The 23,721-nt window shown below is 68.9% G+C and carries 21 protein-coding genes and 2 pseudogenes; 11 read left to right on the top strand and 12 right to left on the bottom strand.

All coding sequences use genetic code 11. The features are described from left to right. Window positions 1–47 precede the first annotated feature (47 nt). The 6 genes from OG780_RS08135 to OG780_RS08110 all read left to right on the top strand — a co-directional run bounded on the left by OG780_RS08135 (window position 48) and on the right by OG780_RS08110 (window position 6,903). Window positions 48–737: a GntR family transcriptional regulator gene (locus OG780_RS08135; RefSeq protein WP_328457968.1), complete on the top strand. Its 690-nt coding sequence runs from the start codon at window positions 48–50 to the stop codon at window positions 735–737. Window positions 738–855: 118 nt separating this feature from the next. Next, complete coding sequence (locus OG780_RS08130) at window positions 856–1,854, top strand: LacI family DNA-binding transcriptional regulator (RefSeq protein ID WP_328446121.1); 999 nt, start codon at window positions 856–858, stop codon at window positions 1,852–1,854. Window positions 1,855–2,058: 204 nt separating this feature from the next. After that, window positions 2,059–3,411, top strand: coding sequence for an ABC transporter substrate-binding protein (locus tag OG780_RS08125; protein WP_326784490.1), 1,353 nt, complete (start codon window positions 2,059–2,061; stop codon window positions 3,409–3,411). A gap of 8 nt (window positions 3,412–3,419) precedes the next feature. Further along, window positions 3,420–4,391 (top strand): carbohydrate ABC transporter permease, encoded by a 972-nt coding sequence (locus OG780_RS08120; protein WP_328446118.1) that lies wholly within the window; start codon window positions 3,420–3,422, stop codon window positions 4,389–4,391. Beyond that, window positions 4,388–5,263 (top strand): carbohydrate ABC transporter permease, encoded by an 876-nt coding sequence (locus OG780_RS08115; protein ID WP_328446116.1) that lies wholly within the window; start codon window positions 4,388–4,390, stop codon window positions 5,261–5,263. Before OG780_RS08120 ends, OG780_RS08115 begins: the two co-directional genes overlap by 4 nt. A gap of 38 nt (window positions 5,264–5,301) precedes the next feature. Continuing rightward, window positions 5,302–6,903 carry a glycoside hydrolase family 13 protein gene (locus OG780_RS08110; protein WP_328446114.1) on the top strand — a complete coding sequence of 534 codons (1,602 nt, stop codon included), beginning with the start codon at window positions 5,302–5,304 and terminating at the stop codon, window positions 6,901–6,903. 38 nt (window positions 6,904–6,941) lie between these two features. Here OG780_RS08110 and OG780_RS08105 read toward each other — a convergent pair whose 3' ends face one another. The 4 genes from OG780_RS08105 to OG780_RS08090 are packed head-to-tail and all read right to left on the bottom strand — an operon-like array spanning window position 6,942 to window position 10,379. Further along, window positions 6,942–7,766: an ABC transporter ATP-binding protein gene (locus tag OG780_RS08105; RefSeq protein ID WP_328446112.1), complete on the bottom strand. Its 825-nt coding sequence runs from the start codon at window positions 7,764–7,766 to the stop codon at window positions 6,942–6,944. 20 nt (window positions 7,767–7,786) lie between these two features. Beyond that, window positions 7,787–8,596 (bottom strand): ABC transporter permease, encoded by an 810-nt coding sequence (locus tag OG780_RS08100; protein WP_443062304.1) that lies wholly within the window; start codon window positions 8,594–8,596, stop codon window positions 7,787–7,789. Between the two features lie 5 nt (window positions 8,597–8,601). After that, complete coding sequence (locus OG780_RS08095; protein WP_328446108.1) at window positions 8,602–9,411, bottom strand: ABC transporter permease; 810 nt, start codon at window positions 9,409–9,411, stop codon at window positions 8,602–8,604. Next, a complete protein-coding gene (locus OG780_RS08090) occupies window positions 9,408–10,379 on the bottom strand; it encodes an ABC transporter substrate-binding protein (RefSeq protein ID WP_328446106.1) in 972 nt (323 codons plus the stop codon). The genes OG780_RS08095 and OG780_RS08090 overlap by 4 nt, the downstream gene beginning before the upstream one ends. Window positions 10,380–10,564: 185 nt before the next feature. On the opposite strand from OG780_RS08090, the gene OG780_RS08085 reads away from it, so the two are divergent. Next, complete coding sequence (locus tag OG780_RS08085; RefSeq protein WP_328446104.1) at window positions 10,565–11,380, top strand: IclR family transcriptional regulator domain-containing protein; 816 nt, start codon at window positions 10,565–10,567, stop codon at window positions 11,378–11,380. Here OG780_RS08085 and OG780_RS08080 read toward each other — a convergent pair. The 6 genes from OG780_RS08080 to OG780_RS08055 form a co-directional block, all read right to left on the bottom strand. After that, window positions 11,331–12,296: a PDR/VanB family oxidoreductase gene (locus OG780_RS08080; RefSeq protein ID WP_328446102.1), complete on the bottom strand. Its 966-nt coding sequence runs from the start codon at window positions 12,294–12,296 to the stop codon at window positions 11,331–11,333. The genes OG780_RS08085 and OG780_RS08080 overlap by 50 nt on opposite strands. After that, window positions 12,293–13,357 carry an aromatic ring-hydroxylating dioxygenase subunit alpha gene (locus OG780_RS08075; RefSeq protein ID WP_328446100.1) on the bottom strand — a complete coding sequence of 355 codons (1,065 nt, stop codon included), beginning with the start codon at window positions 13,355–13,357 and terminating at the stop codon, window positions 12,293–12,295. Before OG780_RS08075 ends, OG780_RS08080 begins: the two co-directional genes overlap by 4 nt. Before the next feature lie 1,243 nt (window positions 13,358–14,600). Continuing rightward, window positions 14,601–15,632 (bottom strand): LacI family DNA-binding transcriptional regulator, encoded by a 1,032-nt coding sequence (locus OG780_RS08070; RefSeq protein WP_328446098.1) that lies wholly within the window; start codon window positions 15,630–15,632, stop codon window positions 14,601–14,603. Between the two features lie 75 nt (window positions 15,633–15,707). Next, the gene (locus OG780_RS08065; RefSeq protein ID WP_328446096.1) at window positions 15,708–16,544 is read right to left on the bottom strand and encodes an ATP-binding cassette domain-containing protein; all 837 of its coding nucleotides are present in this window, start codon (window positions 16,542–16,544) and stop codon (window positions 15,708–15,710) included. Next, a complete protein-coding gene (locus OG780_RS08060; protein ID WP_328446094.1) occupies window positions 16,544–17,536 on the bottom strand; it encodes an ABC transporter permease in 993 nt (330 codons plus the stop codon). Before OG780_RS08060 ends, OG780_RS08065 begins: the two co-directional genes overlap by 1 nt. 210 nt (window positions 17,537–17,746) lie before the next feature. Then, window positions 17,747–18,757 carry a sugar ABC transporter substrate-binding protein gene (locus tag OG780_RS08055; protein ID WP_328446093.1) on the bottom strand — a complete coding sequence of 337 codons (1,011 nt, stop codon included), beginning with the start codon at window positions 18,755–18,757 and terminating at the stop codon, window positions 17,747–17,749. A gap of 259 nt (window positions 18,758–19,016) precedes the next feature. Between OG780_RS08055 and OG780_RS08050 the strand changes: the two genes are divergently transcribed. The 4 genes and pseudogenes from OG780_RS08050 to OG780_RS08035 form a co-directional block, all read left to right on the top strand. Further along, a complete protein-coding gene (locus tag OG780_RS08050) occupies window positions 19,017–19,979 on the top strand; it encodes a carbohydrate kinase family protein (protein ID WP_328446091.1) in 963 nt (320 codons plus the stop codon). 372 nt (window positions 19,980–20,351) lie between these two features. After that, window positions 20,352–20,981 (top strand): GH32 C-terminal domain-containing protein, encoded by a 630-nt coding sequence (locus tag OG780_RS08045; protein WP_443062125.1) that lies wholly within the window; start codon window positions 20,352–20,354, stop codon window positions 20,979–20,981. Window positions 20,982–21,077: 96 nt separating this feature from the next. Then, window positions 21,078–21,380: a putative quinol monooxygenase gene (locus tag OG780_RS08040; RefSeq protein ID WP_326784476.1), complete on the top strand. Its 303-nt coding sequence runs from the start codon at window positions 21,078–21,080 to the stop codon at window positions 21,378–21,380. Between the two features lie 101 nt (window positions 21,381–21,481). Next, a pseudogene (locus OG780_RS08035) lies at window positions 21,482–21,547 on the top strand (hypothetical protein); the annotation flags it as partial. 236 nt (window positions 21,548–21,783) lie between these two features. Here the strand turns inward: OG780_RS08035 and OG780_RS08030 are convergent. Both OG780_RS08030 and OG780_RS08025 read right to left on the bottom strand, forming a co-directional pair. Beyond that, window positions 21,784–22,623, bottom strand: coding sequence for an RNA polymerase sigma factor SigF (locus OG780_RS08030; protein WP_328446088.1), 840 nt, complete (start codon window positions 22,621–22,623; stop codon window positions 21,784–21,786). Between the two features lie 326 nt (window positions 22,624–22,949). Then, window positions 22,950–23,224 (bottom strand): annotated as a pseudogene (locus tag OG780_RS08025) (ATP-binding protein); the annotation flags it as partial. Window positions 23,225–23,721: the final 497 nt, after the last annotated feature.

Below are 23,721 nucleotides of genomic sequence, written 5' to 3'. Positions count from 1 at the left end.
CCGGTGAGGCAGGACGACGGCGCGCCGGCCCGTACGAGGAGACCCCGATGGCCGCCCAGCGCAGCAGCGCACCCTCAGCCGCTCCCGACCTGCCCACGCTGGGCGGCAGGCGGAGCAGCTACCGCGAGCGCGTGGCCGACGCGTTGCGCGCGGCACTGATCGCGGGCGAGCTGCGGCCCGGCGAGGTGTACTCGGCGCCGACGCTGGCCGCCCGTTTCGGCGTCTCGGCGACGCCGGTCCGCGAGGCCATGCTCGACCTGGCCAAGGAAGGCCTGGTCGACACGGTCCCCAACAAGGGATTCCGGGTCACCGAGGTCTCCGAGAAGCAGCTCGACGAGTACACCCACATCCGCTCGCTCATCGAGATCCCCACCGTCGTGCGGCTGGCCACCACGACGGACGCCGTCTCGCTGGAGGCGCTGCGTCCGGCCGCCCGGGAGATCGTGACGGCTGCCGCCGCCGGCGACCTCATCGCCTACGTGGAGGCAGACATCCGCTTCCACCTGGGCCTGCTGGCCCTCGCGGGCAACTCCCATCTGGTCGAGGTGGTCGGAGACCTGCGCAAGCGCTCACGCCTGTACGGACTCGACGCCCTGGTCCGGGCGGGCCGTCTGGAGGCCTCGGCCCGCGAGCATCTGGAACTCCTCGACGCCCTCCTGGAACGCGACGAGCGCGCCGTGCACGCGGTGATGACACGCCACCTGGGCCATGTCCGCGGACTGTGGGCGGCGCCCTGAGGGTCCGCCGCCGCGGGTGTGGCGCCGGGGTGCGGAGCCGTCGTTCTCGTTCCCACGGACAGGAACCGGTCGAACTTTTACGCAAGCAACTTGCATTTCTTGCGCTATTCTTGCGCTCATGACGCGACGACTTGCTCAGGTGGCGAAGAAGGTCGGGGTCAGCGAGGCCACGGTCAGCCGGGTGCTCAACGGCAAGCCGGGTGTCTCCGACTCCACTCGGCAGGCGGTCCTGTCCGCCCTGGACGTCCTCGGCTACGAGCGGCCGACCCAGCTGCGCGGCGAACGCGCGCGGCTCGTCGGGCTCGTTCTGCCCGAGCTCCAGAACCCGATCTTCCCGGCCTTCGCCGAGGTGATCGGCGGAGCGCTCGCCCAGCTCGGCCTCACCCCGGTGCTGTGCACGCAGACCAAGGGCGGGGTCTCCGAGGCCGACTACGTGGAACTCCTGCTCCAGCAGCAGGTCTCCGGGGTGGTGTTCGCCGGCGGTCTGTACGCGCAGGCCGACGCGCCGCACGACCACTACCGCCAGCTCGCGGACCGCAATATTCCGGTGGTGCTGGTCAACGCGGCCATCGAGCACCTCGGCTTCCCGTGCGTCTCCTGCGACGACGCCGTCGCCGTCGAGCAGGCGTGGCGTCATCTCGACTCGCTCGGCCACGAGCGGATCGGACTCGTCCTCGGCCCCGGCGACCACATGCCCTCGGGCCGCAAGCTCGCGGCGGCGCGCGCCCTCGCGCCGGACCTGCCGGACGCGTACGTGGCACGGGCGATGTTCTCGCTGGAGGGCGGTCAGGCCGCGGCCACGAGGCTGCTCGACCAGGGGGTCACCGGCATCATCTGCGCCAGCGACCCGCTCGCGCTCGGCGCGGTACGGGCGGCCCGCCGCAAGGGGCTCGGTGTCCCCGGCGAGATCTCCGTCGTCGGGTACGACGACTCGGCGTTCATGAACTGCACCGAACCCCCGCTGACCACGGTCCGCCAGCCCATCGAGGCCATGGGGCGTGCCGCGGTGGAACTGCTGAACGCGCAGATCGGCGGCAGCAGCGTGACCGCCGAGGAGCTGCTGTTCGAGCCGGAGCTGGTGGTGCGCGGGTCGACCGCGCAGGCACCGCGCCGCTGAGAGGCGCGGCCGGGCCGCCGTACCGGGGTCGGTGACTCCGGTACGCAACCACCTGCAACGCAGACCCCCAATCGCTGTCAAATAATTACAGATTCTGCGCGACATCTTGCGGACGGATGTTGTCGGTGCTTGAGTGTGCGGCGCCAGAACACGGCGGCACGCCCGCCGTGGGCCTTCCTCGCTCCAGCCCGAAGGGGTCCACCAATGAGAAGTACCGGGTTCCGCCGTAGCTTCGTCATGCTCATGGCGTCCTCTGTCGCGCTCACCGCCACCGCGTGCGGTTCGAGCGGCGACGACGATGCGGCCAACGGAAAGACCCGCATCACCGTCAACTGCGAGCCGCCGAAGAGCGCCAAGGTCGACCGCTCGTTCTTCGACGCCGACACCAAGGCGTTCGAGAAGGCCAACCCGGGCATCGACGTCGCCATGCACGACGCGTTCCCGTGTCAGGACCCCAAGACCTTCGACGCCAAGCTGGCCGGCGGCCAGATGGAGGACGTGTTCTACACGTACTTCACCGACGCCAAGCACGTCGTCGACGTCAACCAGGCCGCCGACATCACGAGTTACGTCAAGGACCTCAAGAGCTACAGCACCATCCAGCAGCAACTGCGCGACATCTACACGGTCGACGGCAAGATCTACGGCATCCCGCGTACCGGCTACTCGATGGGCCTCATCTACAACAAGGCGCTCTTCAAGAAGGCCGGCCTCGACCCCGACAAGCCCCCGGCCACCTGGGAGGAGCTGCGCGCCGACGCCAAGAAGATCGCCGCGCTCGGCAAGGGCACGGTCGGTTACGCCGACTACAGCGCCCAGAACCAGGGCGGCTGGCACTTCACCGCCGAGCTCTACTCGCAGGGCGGGAACGTCGTCGCCGAGGACGGCAAGTCGGCGACCGTCGACACCCCCGAGGGCAAGGCGGTCCTGCAGAACCTGAAGGACATGCGCTGGAGCGACAACTCCATGGGCAGCAAGCAGCTGCTGGTCATCAACGACGTCCAGCAGATGATGGGCTCCGGAAAGCTCGGCATGTACCTCTCCGCGCCCGACAACATCCCGATCCTCGTCAAGGAGAAGGGCGGCAACTACAACGACCTCGCCCTGGCCCCGATGCCCGGCGGCAAGGGCACGCTCATCGGCGGCGACGGCTACATGTTCAACAAGAAGGACACCCCGGCCCAGATCAAGGCCGGCCTCAAGTGGCTCGACCACATGTTCCTGACCCCCGGAAAGGGCTTCCTCGGCGACTACGCCCGCGCCAAGCAGAACAACGCGCCCGTCGGCCTGCCCGAGCCGCGCCTGTTCACCGGCGCCGCCGACGACAAGGACCAGCAGGTCAAGAAGGCCAACGCCAACGTGCCCGTGGAGAACTACCAGGCCTTCCTCGACGGCAACCAGAGCCTCCAGATGAAGATCGAGCCCCCGCAGGCCCAGCAGATCTACTCCGTCCTCGACGCCGCCGTGTCCTCGGTCCTCACCAAGAAGGACGCCGACGTCGACCAGCTCCTCAAGGACGCCTCCGGCAAGATCGACTCCATTCTGGCCCGAGGCTGACACCGTTCATGAAGACCGCATCGAAGCCCCCCGCAGTGCTCCCTCCGGCCGCCCTCGGCGTGCCGGAGGCGCCGCGGTCGGCCGGGCGCCGGACCGGGGGACCATCGCGCCGGCGCCTGGCCGACCAGTTCCGCGCCTACGCCTTCCTGGCCGGCGGCCTGCTCTGCTTCGCCCTGTTCTCCTGGTACCCGGCGATCCGCGCTGTCGTGATCGCCTTCCAGAAGTACACCCCGGGCAGCGGCGGCGAGTGGGTCGGCACCGCCAACTTCACCCGGGTCTTCCACGACCCGGAGTTCACCGCCGCCTGGCGCAACACCCTCACCTTCACCGTCCTCGCCCTGCTCATCGGCTTCGCCGTCCCCTTCGTGATGGCGCTGGTCCTCAATGAACTGCGGCACGCGAAGGCGTTCTTCAGAGTCGTGGTCTACCTGCCGGTGATGATCCCGCCGGTGGTCAGTGCCCTGCTGTGGAAGTGGTTCTACGACCCCGGAGCCGGCCTCGCCAACGAGACGCTGCGCGCGCTGCACCTGCCGACCTCGAACTGGTCCAACGGCGCCGACACCGCGCTCGTCTCGCTGGTGATCGTCGCCACCTGGGCCAACCTCGGAGGCACCGTCCTCATCTACCTCGCCGCCCTCCAGAGCATCCCCGGCGAGCTGTACGAGGCGGCCGAACTGGACGGCGCGAACCTGCTCCAGCGCATCCGCCACGTGACGATCCCTCAGACGCGCTTCATCATCCTCATGCTGATGCTGCTTCAGATCATCGCCACCATGCAGGTGTTCACCGAACCGTTCGTGATCACCGGCGGCGGTCCCGAGGACAAGACCGTCACCGTTCTCTACCTGATCTACAAGTACGCCTTCCTCTACAACGACTTCGGCGGAGCCTGCGCGCTGAGCGTCATGCTGCTCGTCCTGCTCAGCGCCTTCTCCGCCCTCTACCTGCGGCTGACCCGCTCCGAAGGGGAGGACGCGTGAGCACCCGCACCCTGATCTCTCCGCTCACCCTGGCCCGCCCGCGCGGCAGAGCCCTCTACTGGACCGTCTTCGGCGGCGTCGTCCTGCTCTTCGCGCTGGCCTTCCTCTTCCCCGTCTACTGGATGGTCACCGGCGCCATGAAGTCGCCGGACGAGGTCACGCGCACCCCGCCCACCCTGCTGCCGCAGCAGTGGCACCTCGGCGGTTACACCGACGCCTGGGACCTGATGGACCTGCCCACCCACCTGTGGAACACCGTCGTCCAGGCGACGGGCGCCTGGCTGCTCCAGCTCGTCTTCTGCACGGCCGCCGCCTACGCCCTGTCCAAACTGAAGCCCGCCTTCGGCAAGGTGATCCTCGGCGGCATCCTCGCCACCCTGATGGTCCCCGCGCAGGCCCTGGTGGTCCCCAAGTACCTGACCGTCGCCGACCTGCCCGTCCTGCACACCAGCCTGCTCAACTCACCGCTGGGCATCTGGCTGCCCGCCGTCGCCAACGCCTTCAACCTCTATCTCCTCAAGCGCTTCTTCGACCAGATCCCGCGCGACGTCCTGGAGGCCGCCGAGATCGACGGCGCCGGACGGCTGCGCACCCTGTGGTCGATCGTGCTGCCGATGTCCCGGCCCGTCCTCGGAGTCGTGTCGATCTTCGCCCTGGTCGCCGTCTGGCAGGACTTCCTCTGGCCGCTGATGGTCTTCTCCGACACCGACAAGCAGCCCATCAGCGTGGCGCTCGTCCAGCTGTCGCAGAACATCCAGCTCACCGTGCTCATCGCCGCGATGGTGATCGCCAGCATCCCCATGGTCGTGATGTTCCTGGTGTTCCAGCGGCACATCATCGCCGGCATCAGCGCGGGCAGCACCAAGGGCTGACGCCCTCACCGACCTCCTCGAACGAAAGGCAACGCACCGTGGGACAGCCCCGCCCTGCCCGAAATCAGTCCGCGTGGTGGCGTTCCGCCGTCATCTACCAGGTGTACGTCCGCAGCTTCGCGGACGGCGACGGCGACGGCACCGGCGACCTCGCGGGCGTCCGCGCCAGACTCCCCTACCTCGCCGAACTCGGTGTGGACGCCCTGTGGTTCAACCCCTGGTATCTCTCGCCCATGGCCGACGGCGGCTACGACGTGGCCGACTACCGCACGGTCGACCCGGCCTTCGGGACCCTCGCCGAGGCCGAGAAACTCATCGCCGAGGCCCGCGAGCTGGGCATCCGCACGCTCGTCGACATCGTGCCGAACCACGTCTCGGACCAGCACCCCTGGTTCCGGGCGGCGCTGGCGGGCGGCCCGGAGCGCGACCTGTTCCACTTCCGCCCCGGACGCGGCGAGCACGGCGAACTCCCGCCCAACGACTGGCCGTCCCAGTTCGCGGGCTCCACCGAACCGGTGTGGACCCGGCTGCCCGACGGCGACTGGTACCTCCACCTGTTCACCCCCGAGCAGCCCGACCTCAACTGGGCGCACCCGGCCGTCCGCCGGGAGCACGAGGAGATCCTGCGCTTCTGGTTCGAGCGGGGAGTGGCGGGTGTACGCATCGACTCGGCCGCGCTGCTGGCCAAGGACCCGGACCTGCCCGACTTCGTCGAGGGCCGCGACCCGAACCCGTACGTCGACCGCGACGAACTCCACGACATCTACCGTTCCTGGCGGGCGGTCGCCGACTCCTACGACGCCGTCTTCGTCGGCGAGGTCTGGCTCCCCGACTCCGAACGCTTCGCCCGCTATCTGCGCCCCGACGAACTGCACACCGCCTTCAACTTCTCGTTCCTGTCCTGCCCCTGGGACGCCGGACGGCTGCGGACCTCCATCGACGAGACCCTCGCCGAACACGCCCCCGTCGGAGCGCCGGCCACCTGGGTGCTGTGCAACCACGACGTGACCCGCACGGTCACCCGCTACGGCCGTACGGAGACCGGGTTCGACTTCACCGCCAAGGCCTTCGGCACCCCCACCGACCTGGCTCTCGGCACCCGCCGGGCTCGCGCAGCGGCACTGCTCTCGCTCGCCCTGCCCGGCTCCGTTTACCTGTACCAGGGCGAGGAACTCGGGCTGCCCGAGGTGGAGTTGCCGCTCGACAGGATCCAGGACCCGATGCATTCGCGCTCCGGGGGCACGGACCCGGGCCGCGACGGCTGCCGGGTCCCGCTGCCCTGGACGGCCGCCGAGCCGTACGCCGGCTTCGGCGGTGAGCCCTGGCTGCCGCAGCCCGCCGACTGGCCCGCGTACGCCGCAGACCGCCAGGCGGACGACCCCCGGTCCATGCTGAGCCTCTACCGTGCCGCGCTCCGCGTCCGTCGCGGCGAACCGGGCTTCGGGGACGGCGTGTTCGGCTGGCTGCCCGCACCGGAGGGCGTCCTCGCCTTCACCCGCGCGGACGGTCTGCTCTGCGTGGTCAATCTGACCGACGGCCCGGTCGGGCTCCCCGAGCACTCCCGGCTCCTGCTCCACAGCGACCCGCTGACGGCCGACGGGCTCCTTCCGCCGGACACGGCGGTCTGGCTGCGCGCCTGAGCGGCCCGCACCGCACAGCGCGGTCCCCGCAGGCCGGTTCAGTTCGGCGGGGGTGAATCCCTGGGCTCATCCCTCTTCATGACCGGCTCCCCGCGCTTCGCCACCTGGATCTGCTCGTACACATGGGTCCGCAACTCGGCGAAGCGCGGGGAGACCCGTGTACGCAACTGGTCGCGGTCCTCGGGAAGATCGACCTTCAACTGCTCCTGCACGACGGTGGGGGAGGCCGAGAGGACCAGGACCCGCTCGCCCAGATAGACGGCCTCGTCGATGTCGTGGGTCACGAACAGGACGGTGATCCCGCGCTGCCGCCACAGCCGGCGCACCAGATCCTCCAGATCGGCGCGGGTCTGCGCGTCGACGGCCGCGAACGGCTCGTCCATGAGCAGGACTTCGGGCTCGTACGCCAGGGCCCGCGCGATGGCGACCCGCTGCTGCATCCCCCCGGACAGCTGCCACGGATAGGCCCCCGCGGCATCGGCCAGGCCCACGGACTCCAGCGCGTCGGCGACCAGTTCCCGGCGCCGCGCCCTGCCCAGGTTCTTCTGCCGCAGCGGGAGTTCGACGTTCTCGCCGACCCTCATCCAGGGGAACAGGCTGCGCCCGTACTCCTGGAACACGAACGCCATGCCCGGCGGCGGGCCGCTCACCCGCCGGCCGCCGAGCAGCACCTCGCCCGACGTCGGTGTCAGCAGGCCGCCCATGCACTTCAGCAGGGTGGTCTTGCCGCAGCCCGACGGCCCGACCAGGCAGACGAGTTCACCCGCGTCCACCGTGAAGGTGAGATCGCGGACCGCCTCCACCCGGCGACCCGACCCCTCGTAGACCTTCCGCAGGCCGGATACGACCAAAGACGCGTGCATGGACCGTCCTTTCGCGAGCGTCACGAGGACCGCCTGGAGGAGTCGCGCAGACCGTGGTACCAGCCGAGGACCCGGCGCTCGACCAACTGGAAGACGACCGAGAGGAGAAAGCCGAGCAGGCCGAGGACGAGGATCCCGGTCCACATGTCGGGGATCGCGAAGCCGCGCTGGAACTGCACGATGGTGAAGCCGAGTCCGTTGCTCGCCGCGAACATCTCGCTGATGACCATCAGGATGATGCCGATGGACAGCGCCTGGCGCAGGCCCGCGAAGATCTGCGGGCTCGCGGACGGCAGGACGACGGACCGTATCCGGGCCGGACCCGTGATGCCGTACGAGCGGGCCGTCTCGGACATCACGGAGTCGACGGCGCGCACCCCCTCGATCGTGTTGAGCAGGATCGGCCACACACAGCCGCTGGCGATCACGACGATCTTCATCGTGTCCCCGATGCCCGCGAACAGCATGATGACCGGAACGAGGACGGGCGGAGGCACCGCCCGCAGGAACTCCAGCACCGGCTCGCACACCGCCCGCACCTTCCGGTACGAGCCGATGACCGTGCCGACACCGACTCCCACCACGGCCGCCGCCGCGTACCCGGCCAGCAGCCGCAGCAGGCTGGGCACCAGGTCGGCGCGGAGCCGGTCACGCGTCCAGACGTCGGGGAAGGTCTTCAGGATCGTGCGCAGCGGCGGCCAGTAGACATTGGTGCTGCCGTCCGACGCGAGCCACCAGAGGGCGAACAGCAGCGCGGGGAGCGCCACGACGAACAGCACCCGCAGCGGGAGAGCTCCCCACCGGTTCGGCCTCGTCGGTCCGGGCGGGATGCCCGTCACACCGTCACCTCCCCGCGCACCGACTGGTGCCAGGCCAGCGCGTACCGCTCCACCGACCGGGCACCGACGTTGATGAGCAGCCCGAGCAGACCCGTGACCACGATCAGCGCGTACATCTCGGGCACCGCCTGCGAGGTCTGGGCGACCGCGATGCGCGCGCCCAACCCCGGTGCCCCGATGACGAGTTCGGCGGTCACCGTGAGGATGAGCGCGACGGCCGCGGCGAGCCGGACCCCCGTCATGACGTACGGCAGCGCGGTCGGCCACAGCACATGACGGACCCGGGCCCAGGTGCCGAGCCCGTACGAGCGCGCCGTCTCCTCCGCCACCGGGTCCACGTCCCGCACGCCGTACATGACCTGGACGAGGACCTGCCAGAAGGACGCGTAGACGACCAGCAGGAGCACCGACCTCAGCTCGGTCCCGTAGAGCAGGACGGCGAGCGGGATCAGGGCCACGGAGGGGATGGGCCGCAGGAACTCGATCGTCGAGGCGGTCGTCTCGCGCAGATACGGCACGACCGAGACGACCACCCCCACCACGATCCCCGCGCCGACCGCGATCGCCAGGCCCAGCGCCCAGCCCGTGAGCGTGTCGCCGAGGTCCGTCCAGAAGGTGCCCTCGGTGATCTGGTCACCGAGGGCGCGCGCGATCCGGCTGGTCGGCGGGAAGTACCGCTCCTTGACGATGCCGAGCCGCGGCACCGCCTCGCCGAGGGCGAGGAAGGCCGCGAGCCCGGCCGCGCCCAGTGCGGCGTTCACGGCCCGTCCGGCGGAGCCGCCGCCGCGCACTCGCTTCCGTGTCACGGCAGCAGCTTGTCCAGGTCGGGCGCCGACTTGAAGAGGCCGTCCCGCTCGCCGAGCTTCTCCAGTGCCTCGATCGAGGCCCGGTTCTCCTCGGCCGGCCACTTGGGCAGGGTCACCTTGGCCAGCACGGCCGCGGGGATCTTCGTGTACGTGGTGACGATCTGCCGGACCTCGTCCGGGTGCGCGTCGGCGTACGCGAGGGACTCCGCGGTGGCCTCCTGGAACTTCTTCACCACGTCGGGGTGCTGCTGCATGTACTGGTTCGAGGTGAAGTACATGGCGACGGTGAGGTTCTTCGCCACGTCGACCAGGGAGGAGGCGATCTCGGTCGCGCCCTGGCTCTTGACGGTGGCGAGCGCGGGCTCGACCACCATCGCGGCGTCGATCTGGCCGCTGTCGAGGGCCGCGGGCATCTGGTCGAAGGCGAGCTCGACGAACTTCACCTTGGACGGATCACCGCCCGCCTTGCGCACCGACTCGCGTACGGCCGTCTCGTTGATGTTCTTCAGCGTGTTGACGGCGACCTTCTTGCCCTCCAGGTCCTTCGGCGACGTGATGGCGCTGCCCTTCTTGACCGTGATGGCGCCGAAGTCCGCGCCCGCCACGCCCGTCGAGGCGACACCGTTCGCGATGGCCTTCACGGGAACGCTGTTGGACTGGGCGATCATCAGCGAGGTCACGTTGGAGAACCCGAACTGGAACTGGCCCGAGACGACCCCCGGGACGATCGCGGCTCCGCCCTGCGCGGCGGTCATCGACAGGGTCAGTCCGCGCTTCTTGTAGAAGCCCTTCTTCTGGCCCAGGTAGACGGGGGCGACATCGACGATGGGGATGATCCCCAGCTTGACGGTGGTGGTGCCGCCGGACGAAGAGTTCTTGTCCGAGGCGCCACCGCCGTCGGACGAACCGCAGGCCGACGCGGTGACCAGCAAGGCTCCGACCGCGATACCGGCGAGCAGACGACGCATGGCTCCTCCTGTGCAGACGAGAGTGTTCCGACAGGGCGTGCGCACACCGCACAATGGTGCTCAGCGCGAAGGTAGAACCCTGTCCGTGCCGGGTCAATGGCCTTGGCTGACAATATTGTTGACAGTTATCGAAGTGTGCTCCCGTTCCGTGCGAGAGCACTCCGTGTGTCCCTCTGGAGGCGACGATGCCTGCAGCAGACCGAGCGCCCCATTTCGTCCGGTCCTTCGAACGCGGACTCGCCGTGATCCGCGTATTCGGCGCCGACCGGCCCGAACTGACACTCAGTGAGGTCGCGCGCGGCTGCGACCTGACCCGCGCGGCGGCACGCCGCTTCCTGCTGACCCTGGTCGATCTCGGATACGTCCACACGGACGGCCGGGTCTTCCGGCTCACCCCGCGCGTGCTGGAACTCGGCTACGCCTATCTCTCCGGCTTCACCCTCCCGGAGATCGCCCAGCCCCATCTGAAGCAACTCGCGGAACAAGTGGGGGAGTCGAGCTCGCTCTGTGTCCTCGACGGCGACGACATCGTGTACGTGGCGCGGGTCCCGACCCGGCGGATCATGACGGCGACGATCACCGTCGGCACCCGCTTCCCGGCCCATGCCACCTCCGTGGGCCGGGTGATCCTCGCGCACCTCACGGACGACGAGATCGACGCCCGGCTGGAGCGGGCCGATCTGCGAGCCCTGACCGCGCGCACCATCGTCTCGCCGGACCTGCTGAGAGCCGAGCTGGCCCGGGTGCGGCGCCAGGGATATGCCATCGTCGACCAGGAGTTGGAGGAGGGACTCCGCTCGGTCGCCGCCCCGGTGCGGGACCGGGACGGCACCGTGGTGGCGGCCGCGAACATCCCCGTCCACGCCAGCCGCAACAGCCTCGAATCGGTCCGCCGCGACCTGCTTCCCCACCTGCTGGACACGGTCGCCCGGATCGAGCGGGATCTGGCGGTCACAGGTCCAGTACGAGCCGTCTCCCGAGGCAGCGGGACACGCAGATGAGCATGGTTCCGCCCGCCTCCCGCTCCTCGTCCGTGAGCACCGAGTCCCGGTGGTCCGGGGTCCCTTCGAGCACCTCCGTCTCGCAGGTCCCGCACGTGCCCTCGGTGCAGGAGTAGAGCACCTCGACACCGGCGGCGCGCACGGTGTCGAGGACGGAGACACCGGGAGCGACGGTGACCGTCCGCCCGGACCGTTCCAGGACGACCTCGAACTCCTCCTCCCCGTTCGCCTCCCCGGCCGTCTCCCGGTCCTTCGGCCGGAACCGCTCGATGTGCAGCCGGCCGGCCGGACAGCACTCCTCGATCGCGTCGAGCAGCGGCCCGGGACCGCAGCAGTAGACGAGGGTGTCCCCGGGGAGCCCGCCGAGCACGGAGGGCAGATCGAGCGGTCCGGTCTCGTCCTGGGGAGCGAGGGTGACCCGGTCCCCGTACCGCCCCAGTTCCTCGGTGAACGCCATGGAGCCGCGGGTCCGTCCGCCGTACAGCAGGGTCCACTCGGCGCCCGCCGCCTCGGCCGCGGCGAGCATCGGCAGGATCGGGGTGATGCCGATGCCGCCCGCCACGAAGCGGTAGCGCGGAGCGGGCGCGAGGGCGAAGTGATTGCGCGGACCCCGGACACGGACCGTGTCGCCCTCGCCCAACCGCCCGTGCACATAGGCCGATCCGCCGCGCCCGTCCGGTTCGAGCAGCACCGCGATCCGCCACGTCCCGCGGTCCGCCGGATCCCCGCACAGGGAGTACTGCCGCTCGATGTCCGGCCCGAGCCGGACATCGATGTGGGCCCCGGGCTCCCAGCGCGGGAGTTCCGCGCCGAGCGGATGCCGCAGACTCAGGGCGAGTACGCCGTCGGAAACGAACTCCCGCCGTACGACGATGAGTTCGGCCTCGTACGAGCTGTCCCCGGCAAGGCCGGTCACCGTACCCTCTCCACCGGCTTGTCGCCCTCCTCGACCAGGCGGGCCAGGATGCGCCGGGCCGCGAGACCGCCGGTGTCGATGCCGATGCTCAGCTCCTGGTAACCGGTGGGCTCCGAGGCGAGGGTCCGCTGGAGGAGGTTGAGCGCGTCGACGTCCTGCATCACGACGGTGTGGTTCAAGTCCCGCATGAAGGTGCTGACTTCGTCGTCCGAACGGGCGAAGTCACGTGAGACCGCCCAGAAGTCGTACACCTTGCCCGCGCCGGACGGCGTGATGGCGTACGTGATCTCGGTGTGGAAGGCGTTCGGGTCACTGCCGTCCGCCTCCGGCAGCACACCGGCCGGCGCGATCCTGCTGTGCAGCAGATAGAGGCAGGGCGTGTGGTACTCGATGTCCTGCCAGCGGGTGATGCGCCCCTCGACGCCGGTCGACCGCGCGTAGAAGGGCGGACACTCGGCGTCGGCCATGCGCCGGGAGACGCGCACGATCCCGGCCTCCTCGTCCACCTCGGTGGCGATCGGCGTCTCGGCGACCTCGGGCGTGCCGATGTAGCCGCCGTGCAGATACGTCTCGTGCGAGAGGTCGAGGAGGTTGTCGACGAGGAGTCCGTAGTCCGCGTCGATGGGCTCCATACCGCTGACCGTCGTCCAGTCGGGCGAGTCCATGTGCGGTGCGCGCGGCACGGATCCCGGGTCGGCGAGCGCGGGGTCGCCGATCCAGACCCAGACGAACAGGTCCTGCTCGACGACAGGGTAGGAGGCGACCCGGGCGGTGCGCGGTATCCGCTTCTGCCCCGGCACGTACACACACGCGCCGGTCGTGTCGTAGGTGAACCCGTGGTAGCCGCACACGATCCGGTCACCGTCGAGCCGGCTCTCCGAGAGCGGGAATCGCCGGTGCACACACCGGTCGGACAGCGCGACGGCCGCCCCGTCCTCCTCGGTGCGGTAGAGCACCAGCGACTCACCGAGGACGGTCCGTCCGACGAGCTCGCGTCCGATCTCGTAGGTGTAGGCGACGACGTACCACTGGTTCCTGGCGAAAGCGGTGATGTGCGGCATGGGGGCCGGCTCCCGTCTCTGATGGTGGTGGCATCGTTCGGGCGGACATCACTGGGCCGCAATACGACTTCCGTCTCACGGAAGATGTCCGATGAAATGCCACGTCAGCGGGCTGATGTGTGAGTGCCCTCCCCGGTGGCAGTTGCGATGCTCGTCCACCCAGTGTGTTGTCGCAGGTCGGGCAGGTAGCGCGAAGGGTTGGGGGTAGGAATCGCGAGCAGATTGATGGCCTGAAGGACGCGCGGAGACGGTCATCGACCAGCCGTTCGTCACGCGGTGACACACGCGGGATGCCTGCTTGGGCTTGCGTAAACGGGGCTGCTGTCGGGTGGTGACTCAGCCCAGGAGTGGCCCGGTTGGTTTCGGGCGGTGGGTACCAGCCCTATGGCTGGGACTGGGAAGTCAGCGGGGAGCGAATTCGTCGTAGCGCAGAGCAGCGGACTCATAATCCGTCGGCCGTGGGTTCGAGTCCCACCCGCCCCACCTTAGCCGTGTCCTGACCTGCGGAAACGCTTCATCGGGCGTTCGGATTTAGGACTTTGGGCCAACGGCGTGAATCCGCTGCGCGTGAGCTCAACAGCGTTGCCGCCAATGGTAGTTCGAACTGTTCTGACCTGCACGGATGTCTTGGCTCATAGCGGGGGAAGCCGCCGCATGTGGCCTCTGTGAGTGGCTGGGCGCCGAATTCGGGACGTTGGCAGGACGCAGGGAATCGGAAGGGGCTGCCACGGCGCCATCCTGCCCGACGCTGCTGGGGTGGGCGGCGGAGCGGCAGCAGGCGATCAGGGTGCTGCGTGACACTTGGATCACTGGGCTGCCACCAGACTGCGGTGCGGGAGAAACGGCCCGTACTGAAAACGGCCCAGGAACCTTCTCACGTCGGCGTCTGTTCCGATGGAGGTATGCCATCTACGAGGGGCACAGGGAGTGGAGGCCGGGCAGGTCGGTTGAGGCTCCCACCGTTGGTAGAGGTGTATGGCAACGAGATCATCGTGCTGCCACCGTTCTGCTTGCGCGGAGAGAACGTGCCTGGCCCGCGGACAGGAACAGCGAAGGGAGGATCACCTTCGCTCGCGTGGAGAGCACCGAGGACGGCCGTGCCGCGGCCTGTGGCGTGGCGGTGCTCTCCCGACGCGGTCAGGGGAGTGCCACCTGCGGGTTCACCGCCATACCGAAGAGCGGCAATGCCGGCCGGCCGATCTCGACAGCCTGCCTGGCCGTGCAGTTCGGTGCCAACTCCAGGTCACGGTTCCTGCAACGCAGCGACAGGGAGTTCGCCCGAGCCTCGGACGACCAGGTGGGTGGGGACGGTGATGGTGCGGGCGCGGGTGCGGTCGCCGTCGAGTCGGGTCAGCGCGGTGGTCGCGGCCGCCCTGCCGAGTTCTTCCGCGTCCTGGGCGACGACGGTCAGGGCCGGCTCGAGTACCTCGGCGAGCGAGACGTCGTCGAAGGCGACGACGGCGACGTCCTTGCGCTTGCTGCGGGCCAGTTCGGCGACGACGCCCAGTGCCATGATGTTGTTGCCGGCGAACAGGGCGGTGGGGGGATCGGCCAGGCCGAGGAGTTGGGCGGTCGCGGCCTCGGCTCCTTGCTGGTTGTGGGCGTTGGCGAGGAGCGAGCGGTCGTCGGGGATGTCGGCTTCCTGGAGTGCCGAGCGGTAGCCGGCCAGACGTTCACGGCGGGTGTACAGCTTCACGGGCAGGTCGCCGACGAAGCCGACGCGCCGGTGTCCCTGGGCGATGAGGTGGGCGACGCCGTCGTGGGCGCCGGCCCGGTTGGAACTGACGATGCTGTCGGTGGCGAGGCCGACTCCGGGTCGGTCCAGGAAGATCACGGGCAGCCCCGCCGTACGGTGGGACTTGAGGTGGGAGTGGTCGGCGCCGACGGACGGTACGACGATCAGGATGCTGACGCGGCGGGCGAGGAACTTGTCCGTCAGGGCGCGTTCGCGCTCGGGGTCGTCCGCGGAGGAGCCCATGAGGAGGGTCAGTCCGCGTTCGCGGACGGTGTCCTCGATGGCGCGGGCCACGGCTCCGAAGAAGGGGTTGGCGAGGTCGGGAATGACCAGGCCGATGGTGGTGTCCGGGCCGCCGATGCGGATGTTGCGGGCCATGAGGTTCGGCTGGAAGCCGAGCTTGGCCACTGCGGCGAGTACCTGTTCCCTGGTCTGCGCGGAGGCGGGTCCGTCCTCGTTGAGGACTCGGGAGACCGTCTTGGCGCTGACGCCGACTTCTCGGGCGACGTCGGCCAGGGTGGGGCGGCGGTTCGCTGCCATGGAGGAAACCGTCTCCTGAGGGCTCTCGCTTCCGGCCGCGGCCTCGGCCGGAAGATGCGAGAGCTGGTAGTGCTGTCAGGTGGCCCGGACTCCGGCGGCCTTCGCGGCCTCCGAATCCGCTACGACAGTATCTCCGGTTTCGTCGACTGTGAGGGCGCCGGTCATGATGGCGACGACCTCGGCCATGGAGTAGTCGGAGGGCTTGATCACGGCAGCGCGCCGGCCGAGGCGGTGGACGTGGATCCGGTCTGCGATCTCGAAGACGTGGGGCATGTTGTGACTGATCAGGACGACCGGCATGCCCTTGTCGCGGACCCGGCGGATGAGGTCGAGGACCTGGCCGGACTCCTTGACGCCGAGGGCTGCGGTGGGTTCGTCCATGACGACGACGGAGCGGGCCCAGGCGACGGAACGGGCGACCGCGACGGCCTGCCGCTGTCCGCCGGAGAGCGTCTCCACCGACTGCGTCAGCGAGCGCAGGCCGATCTTCAGGTCGGCCATGTGCTCGGCGGCCTCCTGGCGCATGCGCTTCTTGTCCAGCATGCGGAAGACACTGCCGAGGACGCCGGGGCGGCGCAGCTCGCGCCCGAGGAACATGTTCGAGGCGATGTCCATGGAGGCGGCCACGGCGAGGTCCTGATAGACCGTCTCGATGCCGTGGGCGCGTGCGCTCTGCGGGCCGGAGAAGGCGATGGGCTCGCCGTTGAGTCGTATCTCGCCCGCATCGGGGGTCACCGCGCCGGTGAGGGCCTTGATCAGGCTGGTCTTGCCGGCGCCGTTGTCGCCGATGACGGCGAGGACCTCACCGGGGAGCAGGTCGAAGTCGGCGCCGTCGATGGCGGTGACCTGGCCGTACCGCTTGACCAGACCACGGGCCTGCAGCACGGGCGTGGGGGAGGAGGTGACGGTCATCAGGCCTTCTTCCGGGAGAGCTGGTCGACGGTCACCGCGAGGATCACCAGGACTCCGGTGATCAGGGTCTGGTAGATGGAGGCGACGCCCATCAGCTGGAGGCCGTTGCGGAACACGCCGACGATGAGGACGCCGATGAAGGTGCCCAGGACCGAGCCGCGTCCGCCGAAGAGGCTGGTGCCGCCGAGGACCACGGCGGTGATGCTGTCGAGGTTGTCGGTCTGCCCGGCCTGCGGGTCGCCGACTCCGGTGCGGGAGATGAGTAGCAGGGCGGCGATGCCGTACAGCAGGCCGGCCACGGTGTAGATGCCGATGGTCAGGCGGGAGGTGCGGATGCCGTTGAGCCGGGCGGCCTCGGCGCTGTTGCCCAGGGCGTAGACGTGCCGTCCCCAGCCGGTGCTGCTCAGCGTGTAGGCGAGGAGGAGGAACAGGGCGATGGTGACCAGGGAGCCGTAGGTGATGTCGGTGTGGCCGAGCGGGAAGGTCTCGCCGAGGGCCGTCAGCGGGCCGGGCAGGTTGGTGACCGTCTGCTCCGCGGAGTAGATGTGGGTCAGCGCGAACGCCACGTTGAGCATGCCAAGGGTGACGATGAACGGCGGCAGCGGGATCTTCTGCACCAGCAACCCGTCGAGCAGACCGAACCCGCCGCAGACCACCAGGCCCAGGGCGATGGCGAGGAGCGGGGGCAGGGAGCCCTCGGCGGCCATCTTGGCGATCACGATGCTGCCGAACGCCATCACGGCCCCGCACGACAGGTCGATCCCCGCCGTGAGGATGATCAGGGTCTGCCCGATGGCGAGGGTGCCCACAACCATGACCTGCTGCACGATCAGCGAGAAGTTCCCGCCGGTCAGGAACTGGTCGGTCGAGAAGGAGAAGAAGGCGCAGGCCAGGAGGAGGGCGGCCAGGGGTCCGGTGGTCGGCGCCGTGAGCAGTCTGCGGGCTGTGGTCGGTGCTTTGAGCTCCGAGTAGGGCGTTGTCGTGGCTGTCATGCGAAGTCCTTGTCGGAAGACAGATGTCCTTGTCGGAGGACGAGGGCAGAAGCCCCGCCGACGGGACAAGGGGGCGGCCGTCCCTGGTCGGGGAGGTGGGCCGACCGCCCCGCTGAGGGAAGTGGCGGTGTCGTACGGTCCTGGGGCTGTCGTCACCTTCCCGCCTGCTTCGGGCGGACGACGGGAAGGTGGCGACATTCCCTGGGGGATTTAGCCCCAGCAGTTCTCCAGGCCGTAGGCGGCGTCCTTCGACGTGACCCCGTCCTGCGCCTTGTCGGTGATCAGCGTGACGCCGGTGTCGGTGTAACCGGATGCCTTCTTGCCGTCCTTGGCGTACGTCACGACTGCCTTGACGCCCTCGGAGGCCATCTTCAGCGGGTACTGCTGCGAAGTCGCGGCGATCTTGCCGTCCTTGACGGCCTGGGTGCCGGTGCAGCCGCCGTCGACAGAGACGATCAGGACGTCCTTCTCCCGGCCCTTGGCCTTCAGCGCGGTGTAAGCGCCCAGGGCCGCCGGTTCGTTGATGGTGTAGACGACGTTGATGTCGGGTGACTTCTGCAGGCAGTTCTCCATCGCGGTCTGGCCCTTGGCCTGGTCGCCACCGGTGTCCTGGGCGCACACGACGTCCTTGTCGGTGGCGCCGAAGCCCTTCAGGAAACCGTTGTGCCGCTGGACGCCGACGGAGACGCCCGGCGCCAGGTCGAGGGCGGCTATCTTCGCCGTCTTGCCCTTCATGGCGGCCTTGGCGTACTCGCCGATCAGCTGGCCGGCCTTGAGGTTGTCGGTGGCGAAGAGAGCGTCGACCGCGCTCTCCGGCTCGGTCGGCGTGTCCAGCGCGATGACCAGAACACCCTTGGCACGGGCCTTCTGGATCGCGGGCACGATCGCCTTGGAGTCGCTCGGGGTGATCAGGATGCCCTTCACCCCGGCGGCGACCATGTTCTCGATGGCGGTGACCTGACCGGCGTTGTCCCCGTCGAACTTGCCTGCGGCGGTGGACAGTTGGGCACCGTTCTCCTTGGCGGCCCTCTCCGCGCCCTCCTTCATCTTCACGAAGAACGGGTTGGTGTCGGTCTTGGTGATCAGACCGACTTTCACCTTGCCCGAGCTCGTGGAGCCCGAACCGGAGCCGGACCCGCAGGCCGTCAGGGTGAGTGCCGCGACGCCCGTGACCGCGGCGGCTCGGAGGAGGGACGAGGACAGGCGAGTGGTGCGAGACATGATCGACTCCTGTGGAATAGCGGGCGGCACGGGGGTTGGGATCAGAGCGTGTCGCCCGGGGTGTCATCGTTGACTTATGTCATCGTTGACACTGCCTGGCCAGGATGATGGACTCCGGATCCCGGCAACGTCAATGCCTTCCACTCGTCACAAATTGGCAACGTCCCCAGTCGCCGGCCCCGCGCGGCCGGTCAGTGGCTGTGTCGCCGCACCGCCCCTTTGCCCGGTCTTCCCGAGCCTTTCCGAGAGAGAGCAGTCCATGAGCCCGCGTCAGATCACCGTTCTGGGAGAGTGCGTCGCGGACGCCTTCGCCGAACCGGCAAACGCCTCGAACGAGCTCGCCCTGCGGGTGCTGCCTGGCGGCGGACCTGCGAATACGGCGGTGGCCCTGGCCCGGCTGGACACGCCGGCCCGCTTCCTCGCACGCCTGTCCGGCGATGTGTTCGGCCACCTGTTCCGCGCCCACCTGGAGGCGTCCGGCGTCGACCTGTCGTACGCCGTCGCCGCCGCCGAGCCCAGCACGCTGGCCGTGGCGGAGCTGGACGCCACCGGGCAGGCCGCGTTCTCGTTCCACGCGCAGAACACGGCCGACTGGCAGTGGACTCCAGGGGAACTGGCAAGGGTGGATCTGTCCGAAACAGCCTGTGTGCACACCGGGTCGCTGGCGCTGGTCCGTGAGCCCGGCGGAGCGGCGGTGGAGGAGTTCCTGGCGGCTGCTGCTCCGCGGGCCACCATCAGCATCGATCCCAACGTCCGGCCGCTGCTGGTGCGCCCCGAGGTCTACCGCGCCCGGCTGGCGCATTGGTGCGCTCTCGCCGACATCCTGCGGCTGAGCGAGGACGACCTGGAACTCCTCCTGCCGGGCACTCCGCCTGAGCAGGCGTGCGACATCTGGCATGCGGCGGGGGTACGGCTCGTCGTGATCACGCTCGGCGCCGACGGCGCCCTGGCCTCGCTCGACGGCGAACGGCTGCGGGTGCCCGCGGTGGCCACGCGGGTCGTCGACACGGTCGGCGCGGGGGACTCCTTCACCGCCGGCCTGCTGCACCACCTCGGCGCCCGCGGACTCCTCGGTGGCCGGCTGGCCGATCTCGGTCTCGACGAGGTCGCGGAAGCCTGCCGGTTCGGCACCCGGGTCGCGGCCCTGACCTGCTCGGTCGCCGGTCCCAATCCGCCGTGGCGGAACCAGTTGGCGCAGCTTGCGGCCGCCGGCGGCGCCTGACGGGCGGGCGGGCCGCGCCGGGCAGTTCCGCCCCAACCCTTGACGCGTCTGCCGGATTCCGCACATCATCGGGCCACTTGATGTCAACGATGACACAAGTCAACGATGACACCCCTGGTTCGGCCGCGTGGACGACGACGCCGACCAGGGCGTCACGTTTCGGTCGGTCCACGCACGAGCCGCAGGCTCCGCCCAGTGGACGGCCACAGCACAGGAGACACCATGAGCTCTGGACGTGTATCCCGGCACGCTCTCGGGCACCCAGGCCCAGCTCGTCTCCCAGGAGACGTCCGTCAACTTGATCGTCGACGGCAAGGTCGTCCGCAGCGCCACCAGTTCCAACAGCGAGACCTGGACCGGGCCTCCTTCGACATGCACTCCTACGCCGGCAAGGAGGCGCAGATCCAGATCGTCGACATGAACACCGCCGGCTGGGGCCACCTCCTCGCCGACCGGTTCACCGCCACCGACACGGCCGCGAAGTCCGTCGTGCAGCGCGCCGACTGGGCCAACTACGGCAAGGACTACTACACGGCGATGTCCTGGGAGAACGCGCCGGGCGGCAAGCGGTACATGATCGGCTGGATGAACAACTGGGACTACAGCGGGGTCATCCCCACGTCACCTTGGCGCGGCGCGCAGAGCATCCTCGGGGAGATGGCCTTGCGTACGGTCGACGGCAGCATCCTGTTGACCAGCCGGCCCGTGAACAGGGTGTGGTCCCTGTGGCAGCCGCACGCGGTGACCGCGTCCGGCGTCACCGTCAAGAGTGCCTCCAAGACCCTGATCGGCCCCGCGGCGCAGGGCAAGGCTCTCGACATCGAGGCGACCCTCTCCCTCAAGGACGCCGAACGCTTCGGCCTGAAGGTGCGCACCGGCGCGAATGGCGAGGAGACCGTCATCGGCTACGACATCACGACTCAGGAGCTGTGTACGTCGACCGCACCCACTCCGGCGCCGTGGACTTCAGCAGCACCTTCCCCGGTGTCCGGACCGCGCTGAAGGCCGAGAACGGCCCGGTGAAGCTGGACAAGGCCGTCGTCTGGCACCTCGACTCCGCACACAAGTGATGCCCACGACTGACAAGGACACGAGACCGTGAAGAAAACCCTGCTCGCCGAGTTCACCGCCCGCGAGGGAGCACAGGACGAGGTCGCCCGTCTGATCGGCGACTACACCCTGAAGGTGCGCGAGGAAGAAGGCAACCTCGCCTTCGACGTCTACACCAAGGCAGCCGCCCCGCGCGCCTTCTGGATCTTCGAGGTGTACCGGGACGAGGACGCCTTCCAGGCGCACCTGAACGCCCCGTACGGCGGCCCTTTCAACGCCGCCCTCGTTCGGCTGATCGAAGAGGACGCCTCCGCGCTGACGTTCCTGAACCCGCTGGCCACGAATCCGTAACGAACCGTCGACAAAGGCCTCCACCGGGGCGTGGTCTCATCCCGTACTCACTTGCCGAAACGATTGGGCACCACTTGGGCAGGCGGATCGGGGTAAAGGACGTGGCGGCAGCCGCCGGAGTCTCGGTCACGACCGTCTCCCACATCCTCAACGAGGTCGAGGGCAAGCGCGTCAACACCGAGACCCGGCAGCGCGTTCTGGAGACGGCCCGGCAACTGGGGTACGCCCAACGGACTGGCCCGTGGCCCGCGGCTGAAGCGGTCGAGCACCATCGGCTTCGTCAGTGGCCAGATCGCCACCACCCCCCCCCACGCGGGCCGGATCATCCTAGGAGTGCAGGAGGCAGCCGCCAAGCACGACCCGCTGCTGCTCATGCTGAACACCGGCGGAGACTCTGGGATGGTCAGTTGGTGGCGAGCATGCCTGTCCGCAGCTTGGCGAGGGTGCGGTTGAGGAGGCGGGAGACGTGCATCTGGGAGACGCCGAGGTGTTCGCCGATCTGGGCCTGGGTGAGCTCGTCGACGAACCGCATGTGGATGATGCGGCGTTCACGGTCGTCGAGCTGGGAGATCAGAGGGGCGAGAGCGTTGAAGTCCTCGACGAGTTCGAGGGCGGTGTCGTCCACGCCGATGAAGTCGGCGAGGGCGGCCTCACCGTCTTCGCTGGAGGTGATGGCGGCGTCGAGGGAGGCCGAGGTGTAGCCGTTCGCGGCCTTCCGGGCCTCGATGACGTCCCTCTCCGACAGGGACATCAGCTCGGACAGTTCCCGTGTGGTGGGCATGCGGCCGAGCCGGCCGCGGAGCTCCTCGGTGGCCTTGGCGAGCGCCACGCGTGCTTCCTGCAGGCGGCGGGGGACGTGGACGGCCCACGTGGTGTCGCGGAAGAAGCGCTTGATCTCGCCGACGATGTAGGGGACGGCGAAGGAGGTGAACTCGACCTCGCGGGACAGCTCGAAGCGGTCGATGGCCTTGATGAGGCCGATGGTGCCGACCTGGACGATGTCCTCCATCTCGTCCTGGCCGCGGCTGCGGAAACGCGAGGCCGCGAACTGGACGAGGGTGATGTTCATTTCGATGAGGGTGTTGCGCGCGTACTGGTACTCGGGGGTGCCCTCTTCCAGGACGGCGAGCTGGTCGAAGAACAGCCTCGACAGCTCGCGGGCGTCCTTCGGAGCGACCTGCGACGGGTCACTGATCTCCGGCAGCACAACGGTCCGCGCCCCTGCCGTCTCGGTCACTGTCATGCTCGTCCCCTCCTGCGTGATCCATCCTCATACGCCGCCTGCTCCTGAGCGACCAGAGACGGCGTACCCGCAGTTGAGGCATCCATGCCAGGCAATTCCGCAGTGCATCTGCTGCTCGGCCATCCGGCCTCAGGAGTCAAAGCGGAAGCGAGGTTAACCCATTCGGCATCCGGGGTTTCGACGTAGGGCCGGCCGCCCTCGCCGAGATGCCGTCCCGGCGAGCCCCTGGTGCCGGCACGACGGGCAACGCGACGTCAGGACTTTGCCACTGCGGTCACCTTCCCCAGCAACGGCCAGGAGCGCCGCCCGACGCTTACGCCGGATCACTAGCGCGGCAGGAGGACGCTCACGGTCTTGCTCCCCAACGGGTGGCGGGTGACGGCGGTGACGTGGGCGAGGCGGTTGACCATGAGCCGGCCGAAGCCTCCGGCGCTGTTCAGAGCGGGGATGCGCATGCGGGGCGCCTGGGAGCAGTGGTCGTGCACGGCCACCTCGATGCTGTCCGGGGCGCGACCAGGTCCAGGGTGTAGGCGCCGCCGCCGTGGCGCAGGGCGTTGGTGACGAGTTCGGAGACGACCAGGACCACGGTGTCGGCGGCGTCCTGCGCTCATCGTGACTATCAGTTCCCCCAAGCCCCTGTGGAGTCCAATGTCCGGTGTGTGCGCTGCGCTTGTGCCCTGTCGCGCAGCCTGCCAACCCGGCCGGGGCCTTCCACCGTCGTTGTTCGAGGCCGACTAACTCTCCGCAAGACACGCGAAAATCTATGCTGGCTGTAGTAGACATTGGGAGATCGTCTGGCTATGGTTTCTCTCGTAGCCGAGATCAGCAGGGCCCGGCAGACATGAACTGCCAGGTAGCAGTACATGTAGTTGGAATGTGCAGGGCGGTGCGGTGGTGGAGTTTCGGAGCCAGGGTTGTTGCAGGACGGCGACGGGGCTGACGACCGGACCGGGTGGCTCGCAGTGATCAGGGGCCGCCGTGAGCAGGACCGCAGTTGAAGTTGCAGTACCCGTTAGTGCAGTTAGCGGTATCCAGCAGTGAAGGTATGTGAGTGGTTCCTCGGTGAAGGCGTCGGCTGCGGGCGCGCGCACCGGGAGG

It is taken from the genome of Streptomyces sp. NBC_00386, from assembly GCF_036063235.1.
Lineage (GTDB): Bacteria > Actinomycetota > Actinomycetes > Streptomycetales > Streptomycetaceae > Streptomyces.
Note: the sequence above shows the minus strand (reverse complement) of the source record. Positions and strands in the feature narration are given on the sequence as shown.